General features: G+C 74.7%; 22 protein-coding genes. 11 read left to right on the top strand and 11 right to left on the bottom strand.

The annotated features are described in order from the left end of the window. The first annotated feature begins 6 nt into the window (after nucleotides 1–6). Nucleotides 7–582: a pyridoxamine 5'-phosphate oxidase family protein gene (locus tag DSM112329_RS04805; protein ID WP_354700675.1), complete on the top strand. Its 576-nt coding sequence runs from the start codon at nucleotides 7–9 to the stop codon at nucleotides 580–582. A gap of 59 nt (nucleotides 583–641) precedes the next feature. On the opposite strand, the gene DSM112329_RS04810 is transcribed toward DSM112329_RS04805, so the two are convergent. After that, the gene (locus tag DSM112329_RS04810) at nucleotides 642–1,265 is read right to left on the bottom strand and encodes a TetR/AcrR family transcriptional regulator (RefSeq protein ID WP_354700676.1); all 624 of its coding nucleotides are present in this window, start codon (nucleotides 1,263–1,265) and stop codon (nucleotides 642–644) included. Between the two features lie 73 nt (nucleotides 1,266–1,338). Next, nucleotides 1,339–2,217, bottom strand: coding sequence for an SDR family oxidoreductase (locus DSM112329_RS04815; protein ID WP_354700677.1), 879 nt, complete (start codon nucleotides 2,215–2,217; stop codon nucleotides 1,339–1,341). Between the two features lie 78 nt (nucleotides 2,218–2,295). On the opposite strand from DSM112329_RS04815, the gene DSM112329_RS04820 reads away from it, so the two are divergent. From DSM112329_RS04820 to DSM112329_RS04830, 3 genes are all read left to right on the top strand, one after another. Continuing rightward, a complete protein-coding gene (locus DSM112329_RS04820; RefSeq protein WP_354700678.1) occupies nucleotides 2,296–3,252 on the top strand; it encodes an aldo/keto reductase in 957 nt (318 codons plus the stop codon). Nucleotides 3,253–3,328: 76 nt separating this feature from the next. Further along, nucleotides 3,329–4,756 (top strand): metallophosphoesterase family protein, encoded by a 1,428-nt coding sequence (locus DSM112329_RS04825; RefSeq protein WP_354700679.1) that lies wholly within the window; start codon nucleotides 3,329–3,331, stop codon nucleotides 4,754–4,756. A gap of 21 nt (nucleotides 4,757–4,777) precedes the next feature. Then, nucleotides 4,778–5,602, top strand: coding sequence for a sulfurtransferase (locus tag DSM112329_RS04830; RefSeq protein WP_354700680.1), 825 nt, complete (start codon nucleotides 4,778–4,780; stop codon nucleotides 5,600–5,602). Nucleotides 5,603–5,609: 7 nt separating this feature from the next. On the opposite strand, the gene DSM112329_RS04835 is transcribed toward DSM112329_RS04830, so the two are convergent. From DSM112329_RS04835 to DSM112329_RS04845, 3 genes are read right to left on the bottom strand one after another with little or no spacing between them, the layout of a single operon-like run. After that, nucleotides 5,610–5,957 carry a hypothetical protein gene (locus tag DSM112329_RS04835; RefSeq protein ID WP_354700681.1) on the bottom strand — a complete coding sequence of 116 codons (348 nt, stop codon included), beginning with the start codon at nucleotides 5,955–5,957 and terminating at the stop codon, nucleotides 5,610–5,612. Nucleotides 5,958–5,999: 42 nt separating this feature from the next. Continuing rightward, on the bottom strand, nucleotides 6,000–6,161 hold the full coding sequence (locus tag DSM112329_RS04840; RefSeq protein ID WP_354700682.1) for a DUF2256 domain-containing protein: 162 nt from the start codon (nucleotides 6,159–6,161) through the stop codon (nucleotides 6,000–6,002). A gap of 2 nt (nucleotides 6,162–6,163) precedes the next feature. Further along, the gene (locus tag DSM112329_RS04845; protein ID WP_354700683.1) at nucleotides 6,164–7,003 is read right to left on the bottom strand and encodes a DNA-formamidopyrimidine glycosylase family protein; all 840 of its coding nucleotides are present in this window, start codon (nucleotides 7,001–7,003) and stop codon (nucleotides 6,164–6,166) included. Between the two features lie 67 nt (nucleotides 7,004–7,070). On the opposite strand from DSM112329_RS04845, the gene rnhA reads away from it, so the two are divergent. Then, a complete protein-coding gene (rnhA, locus tag DSM112329_RS04850; protein WP_354700684.1) occupies nucleotides 7,071–7,595 on the top strand; it encodes a ribonuclease HI in 525 nt (174 codons plus the stop codon). Between the two features lie 12 nt (nucleotides 7,596–7,607). Further along, on the top strand, nucleotides 7,608–8,000 hold the full coding sequence (locus DSM112329_RS04855; RefSeq protein ID WP_354700685.1) for an ACT domain-containing protein: 393 nt from the start codon (nucleotides 7,608–7,610) through the stop codon (nucleotides 7,998–8,000). Between the two features lie 40 nt (nucleotides 8,001–8,040). On the opposite strand, the gene DSM112329_RS04860 is transcribed toward DSM112329_RS04855, so the two are convergent. After that, nucleotides 8,041–9,264, bottom strand: a complete 1,224-nt coding sequence (locus DSM112329_RS04860; RefSeq protein WP_354700686.1) for a PLP-dependent aminotransferase family protein — start codon at nucleotides 9,262–9,264, stop codon at nucleotides 8,041–8,043. Between the two features lie 70 nt (nucleotides 9,265–9,334). Then, entirely contained in the window at nucleotides 9,335–9,919 is a 585-nt protein-coding gene (locus DSM112329_RS04865) for a DsbA family protein (protein WP_354700687.1), read from the bottom strand. Nucleotides 9,920–9,970: 51 nt separating this feature from the next. Between DSM112329_RS04865 and DSM112329_RS04870 the strand changes: the two genes are divergently transcribed. Together DSM112329_RS04870 and DSM112329_RS04875 are read left to right on the top strand one after the other, a co-directional pair. Continuing rightward, the gene (locus tag DSM112329_RS04870; protein ID WP_354700688.1) at nucleotides 9,971–10,633 is read left to right on the top strand and encodes a TetR/AcrR family transcriptional regulator; all 663 of its coding nucleotides are present in this window, start codon (nucleotides 9,971–9,973) and stop codon (nucleotides 10,631–10,633) included. A gap of 83 nt (nucleotides 10,634–10,716) precedes the next feature. Further along, entirely contained in the window at nucleotides 10,717–11,481 is a 765-nt protein-coding gene (locus DSM112329_RS04875) for an alpha/beta hydrolase (RefSeq protein WP_354700689.1), read from the top strand. A 59-nt stretch (nucleotides 11,482–11,540) separates the two neighbouring features. On the opposite strand, the gene DSM112329_RS04880 is transcribed toward DSM112329_RS04875, so the two are convergent. Next, complete coding sequence (locus tag DSM112329_RS04880; protein WP_354700690.1) at nucleotides 11,541–13,739, bottom strand: chorismate-binding protein; 2,199 nt, start codon at nucleotides 13,737–13,739, stop codon at nucleotides 11,541–11,543. On the opposite strand from DSM112329_RS04880, the gene DSM112329_RS04885 reads away from it, so the two are divergent. Further along, nucleotides 13,723–14,580 carry an aminotransferase class IV gene (locus tag DSM112329_RS04885; protein WP_354700691.1) on the top strand — a complete coding sequence of 286 codons (858 nt, stop codon included), beginning with the start codon at nucleotides 13,723–13,725 and terminating at the stop codon, nucleotides 14,578–14,580. The two genes, DSM112329_RS04880 and DSM112329_RS04885, sit on opposite strands and share 17 nt — an antisense overlap. On the opposite strand, the gene DSM112329_RS04890 is transcribed toward DSM112329_RS04885, so the two are convergent. Together DSM112329_RS04890 and DSM112329_RS04895 are read right to left on the bottom strand one after the other, a co-directional pair. Further along, on the bottom strand, nucleotides 14,571–15,062 hold the full coding sequence (locus DSM112329_RS04890) for a nuclear transport factor 2 family protein (protein WP_354700692.1): 492 nt from the start codon (nucleotides 15,060–15,062) through the stop codon (nucleotides 14,571–14,573). The genes DSM112329_RS04885 and DSM112329_RS04890 overlap by 10 nt on opposite strands. Nucleotides 15,063–15,072: 10 nt before the next feature. After that, a complete protein-coding gene (locus DSM112329_RS04895) occupies nucleotides 15,073–15,717 on the bottom strand; it encodes a TetR/AcrR family transcriptional regulator (protein WP_354700693.1) in 645 nt (214 codons plus the stop codon). 205 nt (nucleotides 15,718–15,922) lie between these two features. Between DSM112329_RS04895 and DSM112329_RS04900 the strand changes: the two genes are divergently transcribed. Further along, the gene (locus DSM112329_RS04900) at nucleotides 15,923–17,383 is read left to right on the top strand and encodes an ammonium transporter (RefSeq protein WP_354700694.1); all 1,461 of its coding nucleotides are present in this window, start codon (nucleotides 15,923–15,925) and stop codon (nucleotides 17,381–17,383) included. 2 nt (nucleotides 17,384–17,385) lie between these two features. Here the strand turns inward: DSM112329_RS04900 and DSM112329_RS04905 are convergent, their stop codons facing one another. Beyond that, complete coding sequence (locus DSM112329_RS04905) at nucleotides 17,386–18,054, bottom strand: hypothetical protein (protein WP_354700695.1); 669 nt, start codon at nucleotides 18,052–18,054, stop codon at nucleotides 17,386–17,388. Between the two features lie 192 nt (nucleotides 18,055–18,246). Here DSM112329_RS04905 and DSM112329_RS04910 point away from each other — a divergent pair, with 192 nt between their 5' ends. Further along, nucleotides 18,247–18,825 (top strand): hypothetical protein, encoded by a 579-nt coding sequence (locus DSM112329_RS04910; protein ID WP_354700696.1) that lies wholly within the window; start codon nucleotides 18,247–18,249, stop codon nucleotides 18,823–18,825. Nucleotides 18,826–18,871: the final 46 nt, after the last annotated feature.

The raw sequence follows: 18,871 nt of genomic DNA on the forward strand, positions 1-18,871 counted from the left end.
GGCACCGTGGCCCGCGAGTACGACGAGATCACCGATCACCAGCGGGCGTGGATCGCCGAGCAGCCGCTGTTCTTCGTGGGGACGGCGCCGCTCGCGGGGGACGGACACGTCAACGTGTCGCCGAAGGGGCCGATCGGGTCGCTCGCAGTGCTCGGTCCGCGAACGGTCGCCTACCTGGACATCGTCGGCAGCGGCGCCGAGACGATCGCGCACCTGCGGGAGAACGGCCGCATCGTGGTCATGCTGTGCGCGTTCGCCGGTCCACCGCGGATCCTGCGCCTCCACGGCACCGGGGCGGTGCTGATGGCCGGCACCGAGGGGTACGACGAGCTGCTCGCCACCGCGGGCTTCGACGATCCGTCCGTCCCCGAGAGCCGCCGCGCGATCGTGCGGGTGACGGTCGACCGGATCGCCGACGCGTGCGGGTACGGCGTCCCGCTGATGGAGCACGTGGGGGAGCGGCAGCACGCGGTGGCCTGGGCCGAGAAGAAGCTGCGCGGCGGCGGGACCGCCGCGATCGACGCGTACGTCGCGGAGAAGAACGCGCGCTCGATCGACGGGCTGCCGGCGATCGATGTCTGACCCGCTCACCGGCCTGTCCCGCTTCCGCCCCCAGGGACAGCGGCAGGCCCACCGCCGCTTCAGGCTGCGCTGTCGCCGGCCCGGAACATCCGCTCGAGCTCGGTGCGCATCGCGGGCCAGGCGCTCGGGCGAGGCTGCTCGCGTGGCTCGAAGGCGTCGCCGAGCGCGAGGCCGCGCATGGCGCTCAGCGCGATGTTCAGCCGCGACTCCCAACCCGGGACCTTGATGAGGTCGCCGCCGAGGTTCGCCGCCTCGGCCATGATCTGGCGGCGCATGTCCTTCTCCACCGGGACGAGCCGGTCGTAGAGCTCGGGGTCGTCCGCGGCGGCGATCCACAGCTTCACGAAGATCCGGAAGATCGGCCCGGAGAGGTCCTGCCACAGCAGGTCGAGCAGCGCGACCGTCCGGTGGGCCGGGTCGGTCGGCAGGCTGCGCGCCTTGGCCGCCGTCTCGCTGATGCGCTGCGCGGCGAGCCGCTCGACGGCGGCGCCGACCAGGTCGACGCGATACGGGAAGTGATGCGTCTGCGCGCCCTGGGACACCCCCGCCAGCTCGGTGACCCGGCGGGTCGTGGTCGCCGCGTAGCCGACGTCCAGCACGCTCTGGATCGTCGCGTCGAGGAGCTTGCCCCGTGTCTCGGCGGTGCGCTCCTCCTGGGTCCTGCGGACGTGCGGTGTGGCCACCGCGCCGATGCTATTGGAGCGGCGACCGGCACCGCCCGGCGTCCGCGCTGCCGTGGACATCCGCGGCCGCCGACTATTCCCGCGGCGCCGTGCCGGGCTCGAGCTCCGGCGTCGCGGGCCCGGCGGCGACCCCGGTGCGCTCGACGTACTCGAGCCGCTTGCCGTGGTCGAAGTCGAGCATCGCGCGGTCGGCCTTGGTGGCACGCATGAGCGCCTCGCGCGCCGGGCGCGGCAGCAGGACGTTCGCCTTGCTCAGCGGCCCCATGACACGCGGGACGAACACGTCGAAGCGCCCCGAGGTGATCGACTCGATGACCGCGGCGGCGACGTCCTCCGGCTCGACGTTCTTGACGCCGCGGGCCGGATCGACGCCGCTCGTGAGCTCGGTGTTGACGATGGCGGGCATGACGAGGCTGAAGCCGACGCCGCGGCCGCGGAACTCGAGGCGGACCGCCTCGGTGATCCCGACGACCGCGTGCTTGGTCCCGCAGTAGCTCGCGGCGCCCGGGAAGCCGCCCTTGCCGGCGGCGGAGGCGACGTTGACGATGTGGCCACGCCCGCGCGCGAGCATCCCGGGAAGCGCGGCCTTCATCCCGAACAGGACGCCGTCGACGTTGACCGCGAACTGCTTGCGGGCGGTCGCGTCGCTCTCCTCGAGGAACGGGCCGATCGGCATGATGCCCGCGTTGTTGACGAGCACGTCGAGCGGACCGAGCGCGTCCTCGACCGCCGCGACGAACCCGTCGACCGACGCGCGGTCGGTCACGTCCAGCGGCAGGCCGATGGCGCCCCCGCCGACCTGTGCCGCGGCCTGCCCCGCGAGCGCGGCGTCGAGGTCGCCGATGGCGACGCGCGCGCCCTGGGCGGCGAAGGCGCGGGCCGTCGCAAGGCCGATGCCGCGCGCCGCGCCGGTGATGGCGACGGTCGCGCCGGGAAGGGTGACGGGGGTCATGGGCGGAAGGGTACCGCGCAAAGAGAGCACTCGTTCGGTAACTGGTCGGGGCCTGACCGCGGCGCTACGGTGAACCGCATGTCCGCTCCCGCCTCCTCTGCTCTCGACGTCCACCCGCTCTGCCTCGGCGGCAATGTCTTCGGCTGGACCGCCGACGACGCTGCGTCGTTCGCGGTGCTCGACCGCTACACCGGCGCCGGCGGCAACTTCGTCGACACCGCCGACGTCTACTCAGCCTGGGTCCCCGGCCACGAGGGCGGGGAGTCGGAGGCCGTGATCGGCCGCTGGCTCGCGCAGCGCGGCGGAGCGGACGGGGTGCAGATCGCGACGAAGGTCGGCATGAACGCGGCGTCCGGGTTCCACAACCTCAAGCCGGAGACGGTCACCGCGGCCTGCGACGCCTCGCTGGAGCGCCTGGGCGTCGAGCGGATCGATCTGTACTACGCCCACCGCGACGACACCGACGTCCCGCTCGAGGAGAGCCTCGGCGCGTTCGACGCACTCGTCAAGGCCGGCAAGGTCGCGCACATCGGCGTGTCCAACGTCCCGCCGGACCGGCTGCGTGAGATGGTCGCGGTGACGAAGGCCGAGGGCTACGCGCCGATCGCCGCGCTGCAGCCCGCCTACAACCTGCTCGATCGGGCGGGATTCGAGGACGAGCTGCAGGCGATCTGCGCCGAGAACGACATCGCGTGCGTGCCGTACTACGGCCTGGCCATGGGCTTCCTGACCGGGAAGTACACGCAGGAGTCGGTCGCGGCGGACATCGACTCGCCGCGCGCGAAGGGCGCGATCAAGACCTACGCCGGCAACGAACGCACCTGGGTCACCCTGGATGCGCTGCGCGTGATCGCGGCCGAGCGGTCGGTCCCGGTCGCCGCGGTCGCGCTCGCCTGGCTGCACGGGCGTGACACGGTCCTGGCGCCGATCGCCAGCGCCCGGACCGTCGAGCAGCTCGACGACCTGCTGCCCTTCGTCGGGCTCGAGCTGACGGCCGACGAGGTCGCGGCGCTGGACGCCGCGTCCGCGGCCTGACCCCGTCCGGAGTCCCAGCGGACCCGGGTTCACCGGTCCGCCACACCGGGGGCGGCGGGCGCACTACGGTTCCGCTGTGGATCTCGACCGTCGCGAACTGCTGAGGACCGGGGCGCTCGGCGCGGGCGCCGTCCTCCTGGGCGGCGGGGGCCTGGGCGCGCTCGGGCGGCTTGCGTCCGGGGCAGAGGCCGCGGCCGCCGTCCCGAACGTCCTCAGCGGCGGCCTGATCCCCGAGGTCGTCACCGTCACCGAGCGCGCGTTCCAGGCGTGGTGGCTGACCGACACGCCGCAGGACACGACCGTCGTCCTGCGCGCCCCCGGCAAGGCACCCGAGACGCGGGTGCTCGAACGCGACAAGCTCGTCCACGTGGCGACGGTCGACGGCCTGCAGCCCGGGACGCGGTACCGCTACGAGCTCCGGTCGGGCGGGCGGACGATCCCCACGACGCTGCTCCACACGGGGACCGTCACGACGCTCACGCCGCCGCCGGGCCGGCTGCTGGCGACCGTGGCGCTGATGAACGACCTCCACATCGGGGAGGGCTGCTCCGGCACGATCCAGACGATCGCCGGCCAGTCGTTCCCGCCGTGCAACAGCGGGGACCGGTACGCGATCCGCATGACGTCGGCCGCGATCCGCGCGCTGCGGACGGTCCGCCCCAAGGTCGACTTCGTGTTCGCCAACGGCGACATCACCGCGGAGGCCCGGCCCGGTGAGATGAAGACCGTGTTCGGCATCCTGCGCCGCGCCCGGATCCCGTTCGACGTGACGCGCGGCAACCACGACCGGCGGCATCGGGACAGCTGCCTGGCGGGCGACAACGACTGCTTCCGTGAGTACGCCGCCCCGAACAGCCCCCTCGGCGAGCACGCGTACCACTGGGCCCGCGACATCGCCCCCGGGGTGACGGCGATCGGCCTGGACTCATGCGACCCGGAGACAGGGAACGGCCGCCTGGACCGCGGCGGCCAGCTCGAGTTCCTCGAGGCGGAGCTGCGGCGCACGGCGGCGGCCGGGCGCCGGGTCCTGCTGGGGTTCCACCACCCGGTGACGCTGTACCAGGAGCTCACGGTCCTGCCGCCGGTGCTGTTCGGGGTCTCGCCGATCCTCGGCGGGCAGGACGCGCTCGACGTGATCGCCCGGCACGACCATGTATCCCTCGTGGTCCACGGCCACACCCACCGCAACTACGTCGGCTACGACGGGCGGTCCGGCTACCGCACGCCGTTCCTGGAGAACGGCGCGGTCAAGGAGTACCCCGGCGGGTTCGGGCTGCTGCGCTTCTACGAGGGTGGCGTGCTGCGGACGTTCCACCGCGTCGCTGAGCCGTGGTGCCGGGACTGGATCGCGACGACCGCGACCCAGCTGTTCGGCCGTCACCCCGACTACACGCGCGGCCCGCTCAGCGCCCGCGCGTTCACGCACCGGTACGACGGCAAGGGCTTTCAGCCGCCCGCGTCGACGGTCCCGGGCGCGCCGGACCTGCCGTTCGTCGGCAGCTGACCCCGCGGTAGCGTTCGGGCCATGATCCCTCCGATCGTCGACGTCGACTGGTGGCTCGCCCGCCGCGAGCAGGTGGTCACCGCCGACGTGCGGTTCTACCTCGACGGCCGGTCCGCCCGGGCGGCCTACGACGCCGGGCACATCCCGGGCGCGGTGTTCGTCGACCTGGCCGGCCGGCTGGCGACGCACGGTGCCCCGGCGGACGGGCGGCATCCGCTGCCCTCGCCGGAGGACTTCGCCGCCGGGATGTCCGCGGCCGGGATCGGCGACGGGGACGTCGTGGTCGCCTACGACGACACGGGCGGGACGACGGCCGCGCGGCTCGTGTGGATGCTGCGCGCGCTCGGCCACGACGCGGCGCTGCTGGACGGCGGGCTGGCGGCGTTCGCCGGTGAGCTCGAGACGGCGGAGTCCGTGCGCCCGCCGGCGACGTTCACGGCGCGTCCGTGGCCGGCGGACCGGCTCGCGACGATCGACGACGCAGCCGCTGCCGGGGCGGCGGCCGTCGTCCTCGACGCCCGCGACCTGGCCCGCTACACGGGCGAGGTCGAGCCGGTCGACCCGCAGGCCGGACACATCCCCGGCGCCCGCAGCCTGCCCTGCCGCGAGCACCTGACGGAGTCCGGCCGGTTCGTCGGGGTGGACGCGCTGCGCGAGCGGTTCGCCGCGGTCGGCGTGACGGCGGGGGCCGACGTCATCTCCTACTGCGGGTCCGGCGTGACGGCGTGCCACAACCTGCTGGCGCTCGAGCACGCCGGGCTCGGTCCCGGCCGGCTCTACCCGGGATCGTGGTCGGCGTACAGCAACACGCCGGACCGGCCGGTGGCGACGGGCGAGTCGCCCTGAGCTGCGGTCAGCCGGTGGCCGCGAGCGGCGCCGCACCCGTGTCCAGCCCGCGCGGGACCAGGGCGTAGTCGACCCGCCCCGTACTGAACCGCGCCACCGACCCGGGCTCCAGGCGCGTTCCGGACAGCTCGGGCATCGCCTCGATGCCCGGAGCCGTGAGGCCGAAGAAGCGGTGCGCCCACTTCGCGGCATAGGTGCGCAGCGCGTACTCGGCGCCGACCTTCGTCCCGCACCAGCCCGTGGCGTGGAGCGTCGCTCCGTGCCAGAGCTCCCAGCGCCAGCGGCGGTAGCCGATGCGCCCGGCGGCGAGCTCGTGGAGGGAGTAGTGGAACTGCAGGCCTTGGACGGGGATCACGCGCGCTCCACGGTAGCGACCGGCAGTGCGGGCGGCCAGTCCTCAGGCGCGTGGCGGCGCCGGGCCGTCCCCGCGGCGGCAGCGCTCCGAGCAGTAGCGCACCGACTCCCAGTCCCGTGCCCACTTGCGGCGCCACGCGAACGGCCGCCCGCAGGCGGCGCAGGGCTTCGTCGGCAGGTCCGCCTTGCGACGCATGCGCGCCATCGTCAGCGCGGCCCGTCGGACGGCTGGCACGCGGGGCACCACCACAGCGTCCGGCCCGCGAGCAGCTCGTGCTCGATGTCGCCGGCGCAGCGGCGGCAGGCCGCACGGCGGTACACCTGCACGCGGTCACGGCCACGCAGCTTGGACCGCGCGACGCCGCCCGTCTCGGCCGTCGGGACGGTCACGATCTTGCCGGCGCGCTCGCCGTCGCGTAGCTGCACGCGCAGGACGTCCCACAGCTCGGTCACCTTCGTCGCCGGCACCTCGCGCGCCGGGAGGAACGGGTCGAGCCCGGTCGCGAACAGCGACTCCGCGCGGTACACGTTCCCGACGCCCGCCAGGACGGTCTGGTCCATGAGCGCCGCGGCGATCGGGATCCGGCGGCGGGTGAGCGCGGCCGCGAACCGCTCCGGGTCGGCGTCCCGCCGGAGGGGGTCCGGTCCCAGCCGCGCGAGCAGGGCGTCCTCCTCGGGGGGCTCGAGCAGCTTGGACGCGACCGCGCCGCTGAGGTCCCACGCGACCGCGTCGCCCCGGACGCGCAGGCGGCAGGTCTCACGGGCCGGCACGCCGTCCGGATCCGCGCGCCGGACGAAGCGGCCGAACAGGCCGAGGTGGACGTGCAGCGTCAGGTCGCCGTCGTAGCGGTGCAGCAGGTGCTTGCCGTAGGCGTCGATCGCCGTCAGGCGGCGTCCGTCCAGGAGCGCGGCCGCCCGGCCGGCCGGGGCGGCGGCGCGGACCGTGCTGCCGCCCGCCGCCTGCGGGGAGCTGACGGCCACCGTCTGGCCGATCAGGTCGGCGGCCTGCCGCCGCGCGAGGCGATGGATGGTGTGGCCCTCAGGCATGCCTCTACGGGTACGGACCGCCGCCGACCGCGGGTCAGACCGCCCGACCGCCTACCCTCCACGGCCGATGCCGCCTGCGAAGAGTCCGTACCGCCGCCGTCCGGGCGCGAAGAGCAAATCGCTGCCCGACGTCCCGCCCGAGCGCGGGCTGGGGGAGACCCTCATCTGGACCGACGGCGCCTGCCAGGGGAATCCCGGTCCGGGCGGCTGGGCGGCGCTCGTGCTCGCCAGCGACGACGAACCGGCCGTCGAGCTGTCCGGCGGCGCGCCGCACACCACGAACAACATCATGGAGATGACGGCTGCCCTCGAGGGGCTGCGCTCGCTCCCCGACGGGTCGAAGGTGTGCGTCGTCACCGACTCGCGCTACCTGCTGGACGGCATCACCTCGTGGATCGTCGGCTGGAAGAAGCGCGGCTGGAAGACGGCCGGTGGCGACCCCGTGAAGAACCGCCAGATCTGGGAGGCGCTGGAGGCCGAGGTCGGCCGCCACGAGGCCGTTCGCTGGCACTGGGTCAAGGGCCACGTGGGCAACGCGCTCAACGAGCGGGCGGACGAGCTGGCGGTCGCGGCCGCCGCGGCCGCCGCCTGATCCACGGCGCCGATGCGGACGTTCACGCTCACCGTCCGGCCGGGACGCTTCGCGGTCTGCCGCCTGGCGGCCGCTGCAGCGGCGCCGCCCGCCCCGCCCGCGACGGCCGTCCTCTACTCGGTCACCCGCACCGCGGACGAGCTGTCGATCGTCTGCCCCGAGGCGGAGGCGCCCGCCGGTGCCGTGGTCGAGGGCGGCTGGCGGGTGCTCACGCTCGCCGGCCCGTTCGACCTGAACACCGAGGTCGGCGTCCTGGTGCGGATCCTGCAGCCGCTGGCCGACGCGGGGGTCGGGATCTTCGCGCTGTCGACCTACGACACGGACCATGTGCTCGTGCACGACGCGCAGCTCCCGCAGGCCGTGGCTGCGCTGCAGGCTGCCGGCCACACGGTCGACGACGCCTGAGCCTCACCCGGGCCATGTCTCCCGAAAGCGGAGGGCGGCGTCAGGTCACGCTGCGGACCGCCGCCGCGAGCCGTGCGAGGCCCTCGCCGATCTCGGTCGCGTCGTGCGCGGTGAAGGAGAGGCGCAGGGTCGCGTGGTCGGGCGTCCCGGCGAAGAACGGGTAGCCCGGGACGAACGCCACGTCGTGCTCCAGGGCGCGGGTCAGCAGCGCCTGTGCGTCCCAGCCGTCCGGCAGGCGGGCCCAGACGAACATCCCGCCGTCGGGGCGGTTGTGCGTCGATCCCTCGGGCAGCGCATCGAGCAGGCCACCGAGGAGGGCGTCCCGCCGGGCGCCGTACTCGCCGCGCAGCGTGCGCAGGTGCGCGTCGAGGTCGACGTGGGTCAGCCAGTGCGCGGCGGCGGCCTGGTCGACGGTCGACGAGTGCAGGTCGGCCGCCTGCTTGGCGACGGTCAGGGCGTGGCGGAGCTCCGGCGGGGTGCGGACCCAGCCGATGCGCAGGCCCGGCGCGGCGACCTTCGACAGCGTGGACAGGGCGAGCGTGCGGTCCTCGGCGCCCGGCAGGGTCGCGAGCGCAGGCAGCGGGTCGCCGGCGTACCGCAGCTCGCTGTAGGGATCGTCCTCGACGAGCCACAGCCCGGTCCGGGCGGCAAGTGTCGCGAGCGCCCGGCGACGGTCGAGCGGGAGCGTGCGGCCGGTCGGGTTGTGGAAGGTGGGGATCGTGTAGAGGAGCTTCGCGCCGTGCTGCGCCGCGAGCCGCTCGACCGCATCGACGTCGAGCCCGTCCTCGTCGCACGGGACCGGGATCGCCTCCGCGCCGGCGAGCGCGAACGCCTGCAGGGCCGCGAGGTAGGACGGCTCCTCCACGAGGATGCGGTCGCCCGGCTCCAGGAGGACCGTCGCCAGCAGCGTCAGCGCCTGCTGCGATCCGCTCGTGATGAGCAGCTCGTCCGCCTGCGTCGGCAGGCCGCGGGCGGTGAGGCGTGCGGCGATCGCGGCCCGGAGCGCCGGGTCGCCCTCGGTCGTGGAGTACTGCAGCGATCGGCCCGCGACCTCGCCGTCGGCGAGCACGGCCGAGTACGCGTCGCGGAGTCCGCGGGCGTCGAAGAGCTCGGGTGCCGGGAGCCCGCCGGCGAAGGAGATGACCCCGGCGCGGGCGGTGAGCGCCAGGATCTCGCGTACGGGGGAGCTCTTGACGTCGCGCAGGCGCGCGGCCAGGGGCGGGACGGCGGCGCGCGGGGGAGAGTTGAGGGTCGAGGGCTCCACGGGCTGAACGGTACCGTTCTGCCGCCCGGGCGTCGCGGGCCTGCGCCGGGTCCCAGGCGGGGTGCTCCTGCTAGGCGGCCAGCGCGTCGAGCTCGTCGTCCCCGAACGCAGCGACGGCGCCGTCGACCGTGAACGTGGGGACACCGCGCACCCCGCGCGCGATCGCCGCGTCGGTCCGGGCACGCAGCGCGTCCTTCGTCGCCTGGTCGCCGGCCGCGATCAGCAGCGTCGCGCCCGGGAGCCCCGCGCGGTCGCAGGCCAAGGCGATGCCGTCCGCGGTCGCGAGGTCGGCGCCGTCCGTGAACGCGGCACGGAGCGCCGCGAGCGCGAACGTCCGCAGCGCCGCCTGGCCACCGTGCCGCTCGACGGCCGTCGCGACGCGCATCGCGGTCAGATAGCTCGTGGGCCACGGGTCCGGCCAGACGACCGGCGGCAGGTCGCGCTCGCGGGCCCGGCGCTCGACCTCCGCCATCCCGGTCGTGCGCGGCGCGTCGCCCTGCGTCGCCCACGAGCTGCGCCCCGTCGCGCCGAAGACGGCCCCGAGCAGGACGGGCTCCCAGACGACCGTGCGGGGCGCCAGCAGTGCGTCCACCCGCTCGGCGGCGAGCCAGGCGTACGGGGAACCGAGGTCGAAGCTAAAGGTCACGTCGGACATGGGCCGGATCGTCGCAGAGGGCCGGCGTGTACCTCTAAGGTATTCAGGGCGATGGCGATTCCCTACGACCGCAATGCATCGCTGGTCAGCCACCATCCGTCGCTGATCGGGGACAGCGCGGCGGGGGACGAGTCGGTGCAGGACGGGCAACGCGCGCGGATCCTGGAGGCGATGACGCAGACGGTCGCGGACCAGGGCTATCCGCGGACCACGGTGGCGGACGTCGTCCGCGCGGCCGGCGTGTCGCGCTCCACGTTCTACGCGCTCTTCGACGGCAAGGAGGAGTGCTTCCTGGAGGCGCATCGCCTCGGCAGCGAGGTGCTCGAGCAGCACGTCTACGCCGCGGTGCTGGCGGCCACCGACGGGTGGCGCGGCCGGCTGCAGGACGGCCTGCGCGAGTACCTGCGGATCCTCGAGGACGACCGGGTCTTCGCCTACACGTTCCTCGTGGAGATCCACCAGGGCTCGCCCGCCGCAGCGCTTGCGCGGGACGAGGTCCTGGACCGCTTCGCCGCGCTGTTCAGCGCCGCGCACACCGCGGCCGTCGCCGCAGGCGAGGGGGAGGGGGAGCCGAACCTCGCCGTCTTCGCGATCCTCGCGCACGGCATCGACGCGCTGGTCGGTCGCGCGCTGCGCACGGGGAGCCCGCCGGCGCTCCCGGAGCTCGAGCCCGTGATCCTGGATGCATCGCTGCGGGCGCTCCGCGGGGCCTGAGCGCATGCGGCGTGCTGCCAGAACACCGACATGGGCCTTTTCGCAACACGCCGCCGGCGACGACCGCCGGGTACGGTCGGCCGATGGCCCCCACCACCCACCCGTACGGCGACCACCCGCACCAGTTCGGCGAGCTCTCGCTCCCAGACGGGACGGCGGCCGGCGGTGCGCCCGTCCCGGTCGCCGTCCTCGTCCACGGGGGCTTCTGGCTCGCGGAGTTCGGCCTGGAGCGGATGCGGGCGCTCGCGCACGACCTGGCCGCACGCGGCTGGGCGGCCTGGAACGTCGAGTACCGGCGCCTGGGCGCGGGCAGCGACGGCGGCTGGCCGCAGACCGCGCAGGACGTGTCCGCGGCGGTCGATCACCTCCGCACCCTCGCGGCGGACGTCCCGCTCGACCTGGGCCGCGTGGTCACGATCGGTCACTCTGCAGGGGCGCACCTCGTCCTGCTCGACGCGGCCGAGCGTCCCGGCGACGCGCCTGTGGGCCTGTCCGCGGTCGTCGGTCAGGCGCCGCTGACCGACGTCGAGCACGCCTACAGCCTGGGCCAGGGCATCGACATCATCGAGGCGTTCATGGGCGGCGGGCCCACAGAGCGGGCGGCCGAGTACGCGGCGGCCTCGCCGGTCACGCGCGTGCCGCTCGGCGTCCGGCAGCTCGTGGTCCAGGGCGAGCAGGACGAGATGGTGCCGCCGGCGATGGTGGCGTCCTACGTCGCGGCCGCGCGCGAGGCGGGGGACGACGTCACGTTCGACCTGCGTCCGGACGACGGGCACTTCGAGCTGATCGAGCCGGACTCGGGGGGCTGGGCCGCGGTCCTCGCCTGGCTCGAGGCGCAGGGCGTCTGACGAGCCGCGGGCGCGATCGTTGCTGCGCACCGCTGCCATACGCAGCGCCACGCAGCACGCTAGGCAGCGGGAGTGCGTGGGGTCGGGGCCTGGGACCCCCCGCCGAGGTCGTGCGCGTGCGCGTCGCCCGTCGTCGCCAGCGCCACCGCCTCGACGACGGCGCGCGCCTTCAGCAGCAGCTCCTCGTACTCAGCCGCCGGTTCCGACTGCAGGACGATCGCGCCGCCGGCACCGATGCGGACCTCGCCGTCGACGCAGACCGCCGTCCGGATGGCCACGGCGAGGTCGGCGGTCCCGTTCAGCCCGAGGTAGCCGATGGCCCCCGCGTACGGGCCGCGCGCCCGGTCCTCGAGCGCGTCCAGCAGCTCCATCGTGCGCTCCTTGGGGGCGCCGGTCATCGAGCCCGGGGGGAACGCGGCACGGATCGCGTCGGTCGTCTCCCGGCCGCCTGCCAGCGTCCCCCGCACGCTGGAGACCAGCTGATGCACGGCGGCGTAGGACTCGACGACCATCAGGTCCGGGACGTTCACCGAGCCCACCTCACAGACCGAGCCCAGGTCGTGCCGCGCGAGGTCGACGATCATCAGGTGCTCGGCGCGGTCCTTCTCCGACGCGGCGAGCCCGTCGCGGGCGCGGGCGTCCGCCACCGGATCCGGGCCGCGGGCGGCGGTCCCCTTGATCGGCCGCGACTCGACCCCGCGGCCGCGGTCGACAGCGAGGAACCGCTCGGGGGACGAGCTGACCAGCGTCACCCCGCCGATCCGGACGAACGCCGCGTGCGGCGCGGGGCTGCGCGCACGGAGCGTGCGGTGCAGCACGAGCGGGTCGACGGCCGTCGTGATGTGCAGCTCCTCGGTGAGGCACAGCTCGTAGCTCTCGCCGCGCCGGATGGCCGCGTGGCAGTCGGCGATCAGCGCCTCGTAGGCGGCACGGGTGCGGCCGGGCCGCACCCGCACGAGCGTCGGGGTGTCGCCGGTGGACTCGCCGGCGCCGGGACCGAGGGACGCGGGCGCGCGGTGACCGCGCTGCAGCGGGAGCAGCCGCGCCGCGATCGCGGTGAACCACTCCGCCGCGGCCGCGCCGTCCCCAACCGGGGTGACGCACGCCAGGTGCAGCTCGCCGCTCTCGTGGTCGAAGGCGAGGACGCGGTCGGCCAGGATCAGCCCGGCGTCGGGCAGGTCGCCGGCGTGGACGAGCGGCCGCTCCGGCCCGCCGTCCGGACCGCGCAGCTCGTAGCCGAGCCAGCCGACGAAGCCGCCGGTCAGCTGGAACGGGGCGGCCGGGGCGTCGCAGCGGAGCTCCCGCAGGCGTGCGGCGAGCAGCGTCAGCAGGTCGCCCTCGTGGAGGGTCGTCGTCCCGTCCGGCGCGCGCTCGACGGTGCGCAGCGTGCTTGCGTCGTGGGTCAGGACGCGCGCGAGCGGCCCGCGCGCGTCGCCCATGAACGAGAACCGCGCGACCGTCGCGCCGGCGCGGCTCGAGTCAAGCCAGAACGCGTCGGAGGCGTCCGCGAACAGCTCCGTGAAGACCGCCTCGGCTTCCGGCGGGTGGGGGATGCGGCGCACGTGGACCTCGACCGTCGGCGGCGGCGCGGGGGGCGGCGCCGACGGGACGCGGGCCGGTGCTGCCGCCCGGCCGCGGACGACCGCTCGGCCGCTGCCGTCCGCCTCGCGGGCCGACGCGTGGCGACGGGTGAGGTCGCGGAAGTTCGCCAGGAGGCGGTCGCCGTGCTCGGAGGCGACGGACTCCGGGTGGAACTGGACGCCGAACCGCGGCCTGGCCGGATCCGCCAGGCCCATGACGACGCCGTCCTGCGTCCACGCGATCCGCCGCAGCGTGGGCGGCACGGTCCGGACCGCGAGGGAGTGGTAGCGGACCGCCGCGAAGCCCTGTGGCAGGCCGTCGAAGAGCCCGGACGGGTCGTCGTGGAAGATGCGGCTGAGGCGACCGTGGACCGGCTCGTCCGCCTCGGCGACAACCCCGCCCTCGACGTCCGCCAGCCCCTGGTGGCCGAGGCAGACCCCCAGGACCGGGACCTCCGCCTGCGTCAACGCCGCGCGGCAGATGCCGAAGTCGCGCGCCCGCGCCGGGTGGCCCGGGCCGGGGGACAGGACGATGTTGTCGAAGGCCCAGCGCTCGACCTGCTCCCAGCTGTGCTCGTCGTTGCGGACCACGACCGGCGGTACGCCGTTGACCTGCGCCAACGCGTGGAACAGGTTGAACGTGTAGGAATCGTGATTGTCGATGAGCAGCGTGAGCATGAGCGACGGCCCGCAGGTCTGGAGTCCCCGCACGGGACGCTGGCAGTCTGCCGCACCCGAGGCGGTGGGCACCGCGGCGCCCCTCGCCGCGATCGACTCGTGGCTGCTGGAGGACGGCCGGGTCCGGGGCCTGGAACGCCACCGCGCCCGCTTCGCCGCCGCGGTCGCGGGTGCGTCACCGGACGCGCGCCACGTCCCCGGCGCGGCGGACGTCGAGCGCTTCCTGAAGGCCGCGTTCGCGCTGCTGCCGACCGAGGGTCGCTCTTTCCCGCGGATCGAGCTGACCGCCGACGGCGACCTGCGCCTCTGGCTTCGCCCTGCGCCGGCCGTCGAGGACGAGGTGGTCGTGTACGCCACGCCGTTCCCGGACCGGCGCCGCCGGCCGCAGCGCAAAGGCCCGGACCTGGCGCGGCAGCACCAGTGGCGCAGCGCCGTCGAGGCGTTCGACGCCGGCGAGGGGCTGCTCGCCGCGCCCGCGGGGACGATCACCGAGGGGATCTGGAGCACGCCGCTGTGGTGGGACGGCGACGTGCTCTGTGCGCTGCCGCGGCGGGCGCCGGTGCTGGACTCGGTGACCCGCAGCCTGGTCCTCGACGTGGCGCGGGAGCTCGACGTGGAGGTCGGCCGCGCCGAGCCGTCCGTCGGCCGGCTGCGCGACAGCGAGACGTGGATGCTCAGCGCGCTGCACGGCATCCGGCTCGTGACCGGGTGGCTGCTCGTCCCGGGCAGCGCGCCGGAGCCGGCACTGCGCGTGCCCGGTCGCGCGGCCGAGTGGCAGGCGCGGCTGCAGGCGCTCGCCGCACCGGTCGTCGACGACGGCGGCGGCGGCGCTCAGCGCTGACCGACGATGAACGCGTCCAGGCCCTTCGCCGTCCTGCGGTGGATCATGAGCCTGAGGACCGGCGTGTAGCCGAGCAGCCCAGGGACCGTCCCGAGCGCCTGTCCGCCCCAGGCCCGCAGGTCGAACCGGTCGCGGTGTGCGGCGATCAGCCCGCCCGAGAAGACGAAGCTCGCCCGCACGTCGTTGTGGACCCGGCGTCCGGTCTCGGTGAAGGTGTAGTCGGCCAACCAGTGCGCGGTGCCGGTACCGCCGGGCTCGGCCTGGCGGTCGACCACGGTCACCTTCAGGTCGCTGTCGGCGCTGCGGCTGCACAGCATCCGCCACATCGCCTGGCCGCGGCCGTCCTCGAGGTGGCCGAACGCCGGGTCCTCGAAGGTCGCGTCGGGCGTGTAGCAGGCGGCCATCGCGTCCCCGTCGCCGGCGTTCATCGCGGCGTACAGGCGGTCGATGGTGGCTTCGCAGGCGGCGACGTCTCCGGGCATGGGCGCGAGCCTACGCGTCCCCGGCCGGTGGCGGCGCGGTTTGCGGCGGGCGGCCGAGCGCGCCCAGCAGCACCGCCGTGAAGTCCGCGATGCGGTCCGGGCTGAAGCGGTCCGGTTCGGCGAGGACGATCCGCGCCGCGTCCTCGCCCATGGTGAGCAGCCCGCGGGCGAGCAGTTCGGTGTCGATGCCGTCGGGTCCGCCGCGCTGCGCGACGCCCCATTCCACGAGCGGCTCGAGCAGCGCGAAGACCATCGACCGCCCCTCGGCCACCTTCTGTCGAACGAGGGGCGGTGCGCCCTCGACGGGGAACAGGACGAGGCGCCACAGCCGCGGGTGGTCGCGGACGAGCGTCGTGAACGCCCGGATCGCGTCGACCAGCAGGACGTCCGGGTCGCGGTCCACGGGCAGCTCCGGGATGACCGCGGAGACCTGCCCGACGGCGCGGTTGGCGGCGTGGTCGACGAGCGCCTCGAGCAGTCCCTCGAGGTTGCCGAACTGCGAGTACACGACCGTCCGCGCGATGCCCGCGTCCCGCGCGACCCGGTCGATGCTCACGGCCCCGAAGCCCTCGTCGAGCACGATCGTCGTGACGACGTCGAGCAGCTGCGCGCGGCGTTGCTCGGCGGGAAGGCGCCGGGTCCTGGAGTCGGCCATGGGCGCCTGACTCTGTCAGACCGTCGGCACGCTCTGAGGCGGCGTTCGCCATCTGGCCAAGACGCGCCACCCGATCTTTGTCCGCCGGGACAAAGCGGTGCCCGTCCGCGCTCCGCAGGCTTACGCGGTCCGCTTTTCCGGCCAGCAGGACGGCGCGCAGGGTCACCATGTCGTAGCGCCGCGGTCGTCACACCGAAGGAGAACCATGAGGCTCACCACCACGCTCGCGCGCGCGACGGGCGCCGCGCTGCTGCTCGTCCTGCTCGCCGCCGCGCCGGCGCTCGCCGACACCGCGACCGAGACCGCCGGCTTCGCCGGCAAGCTCCCCGACCAGGTCGCCATCAACTCGGTCTACGTTTTCATCGCGGCGATCCTCGTGATCTTCATGCAGGCCGGTTTTGCGATGCTGGAGATCGGCTTCGTCCGCGGCAAGAACGCGGGCTCGGTCGTCGCGAAGATCCTGGTGAACGTCGCCATCGCCGGCATCGGCTGGTGGGCGATCGGGTTCGGTTTCGCGTTCGGCGGCGACGGCGCGCTGCTCGGGACCCACGGCCTGTTCCTGGCCGGTGACGACGTCAGCAAGCACTTCGCGCTCGCGTACCCCACGAAGGCGAACGGCGTCTCCCTCGAGACCCTCTGGCTGTTCCAGTTCGGCTTCTGTGCCGTGACGCTCGCGATCGTGTGGGGCACCACGCTCGAGCGCATCAAGTTCGGCGTCTACGTCGCCTACGCGATCGTCTTCTCGACGTTCATCTACCCTGTCGTCGCGCACTGGATCTTCGGGGGCGGGTGGCTGCAGACCGACATCCACGTGCAGGACTTCGCGGGCTCGATCGTCATCGACGTCACGGGCGCGGCGGCGGGCCTCGCGGTGCTGCTGCTGCTCGGCTCGCGCCGCGGGAAGTTCGGCCCCGACGGCAAGCCGCGGGCGATCCCCGGGCACAACATGCCGCTGTTCGGGCTCGGGGTGATGATCCTCTGGCTCGGCTGGTTCGGCTTCAACGCGGGCTCGGCGCTGGGCGCGCTGGACGGGCGCTTCGGGACGATCGCGATGATCACGCAGCTGGCCGGCGGGGCGGGCGTGCTGACCGCGATGCTCGTCATGTACTACAAGACGAAGACCTTCGACATCGGCATGGCGGGCAACGGCGCGATCGCGGGCCTGGTCGCCGTCACCGGGCCGGCCGGGTACATCGAGCCGTGGGCGGCGCCGCTCATCGGCGGTGTCGCCGGGGTGATCGTGGTGTACGGCGTCCTCCTGATCGAGAAGCGCCTGGACGACCCGGTCGGTGCCCTCGCGGCGCACGGGATCTGCGGCGTGTGGGGCGCGCTGGCCTGCGGGCTCTTCACGTCCCCGCGCCTGGCCGCGGTCAACCTGCCGGGCAGCCAGGGCGGGCTCTTCTACACGGGCTCGCTGACCCAGCTCGGGTCGCAGGCGCTCGGGGTGACGGTCATCTTCCTGTTCGTCTTCGTGAGCTCCTACGTGGTCTTCTGGGTCATCAAGGTCACCTACGGGCTGCGGGTCACGGCCGCCGAGGAGAACGCGGGACTCGACATCAGCGAGCACGGCATGTACGGCTACCCGGAGCAGTTCATCCCGGCGTCCGAGCTGTTCGGGAGCGGGTCGACGCCGCTGTCGGACCCGGAGCTGGGCGCGACGGTCTGAGGTCAGGCGGCCGAGCCGCCGGGGCTGTCGCCCGTGGTCGACGGGGTCGGGGTCTGGGTCGCGGGCGGCGTCTGGCCCGTCGAGGGCGCCTCGCCGGCCGGGGGTGCCTGGCCGCCCGGCGCGCGGCCCGGGCCCGGGCCGCCGCGTCCACCGGAGGGGCGCTGCTCGAGGCCGGTGACCTCGAACGCGGCGCTCACGAGGACATGCTTGCGGCCCGTGCTGGTGGCGACGCGGACCACGTACGAGCCGGCCGGCGTCTTCATGACGCCCTCCACCGTCCCCGGGTACTTCGCGGTCGCCGCCGCTGCTGCCCTGGTGGCCGCGGTCCCGGTCACGAGCGTGCCGCCGCCGGGGTCGCCGGGGCCGCCGGGGCCGCCGGGGCCGCCGCCCGGCCCGCCGCGTCCCGCGGCGCCTGCGGTCGCGGCGTCCTGACCGGTTCCGGCGGCCCCGCTGCCGGCGGCCGAGCCCCCGTTCCGGGGGCCGGGGGCGACACCCGCGCCGGCGGTGCCCCCGGTGCCGGCGCCCGCGTTCTGCGCGGCGGCCGACCCGGTCGCCGCGGAGGCGCTCTGGGCGGAGTCGCGGGCCGAGCCGCAGCCGGCGGCGCCGCCCGCGACGACGATGGCGCTGAGGACCCCGACGATCGTCCGGGGGCGCTTGGAGAAGAGGTTCATGCGTTCGAGGATCGGCGGCGCGCGTGGGGCTGGGCTGCGAGCGACCTGGGGAACCGCTGAGACCGGGCGGGACGATCCGGGCGCCGGGACCGTGCGCGCCGGCGCATGCATGACGTGCGTCAGCGCGCAAGGTCCCGCCGGCGCTGCACGGGAAACGGCATCGATCGGGCCGCGGCACGCGACCATGTGGGGGTGAAGACGCGACGGACCCGAGCGACGGTGGTCGCCACGGCAGGCCTGGCCGGACTGCTGCTGGCCGGCTGCGGCGGCGACGACCGGAACGGTCCCGACGCCGCCGCCGACTGCGCCGCGTACGCGCGGACGAACAGCAATGGCCTGACGGGCGGCCTCGAGTACACCGGAAGCGTCAAGGCCGACGTCGACGCCCTCGTCGCGGACGCGGGCGTCGACGAGGACCAGCGCGCCGCCGTCGCCGAGATCGTCGTCAGCGTCTGCGACGACGCCCGCGCCACCGGACGCCGTGAGAGCTTCAAGACCGCGGTCGCCGGCGCCCGCCGTGCCGCCGAGCTCAGCGCAGGACCCCGCCCGTCGGACTCCGCCGTCCCGGCCACGGTCCAGCCGCGGGATCTCGAGCGCGCCGTCGGGGACGCCGTCGTCGCCCAGGGCCGCATCCCCGACAGGATCGCCTGCGACACGAGCCGGCCCCTCGCCCGCGGCGACGTCGCCGACTGCCGGGTCGACGGCCGCCCGGTCTTCGTCTACATCAAGAAGGCCGGCCCACCGGTCGAGATCGAGCTGTCCGGCCCATAGCCTGACGACCCACTCCGGTCAGGCTCGATATCCTCACCGTTCCGCT

It is taken from the genome of Paraconexibacter sp. AEG42_29, assembly GCF_040581415.1.
Taxonomy (GTDB): domain Bacteria; phylum Actinomycetota; class Thermoleophilia; order Solirubrobacterales; family Solirubrobacteraceae; genus Paraconexibacter.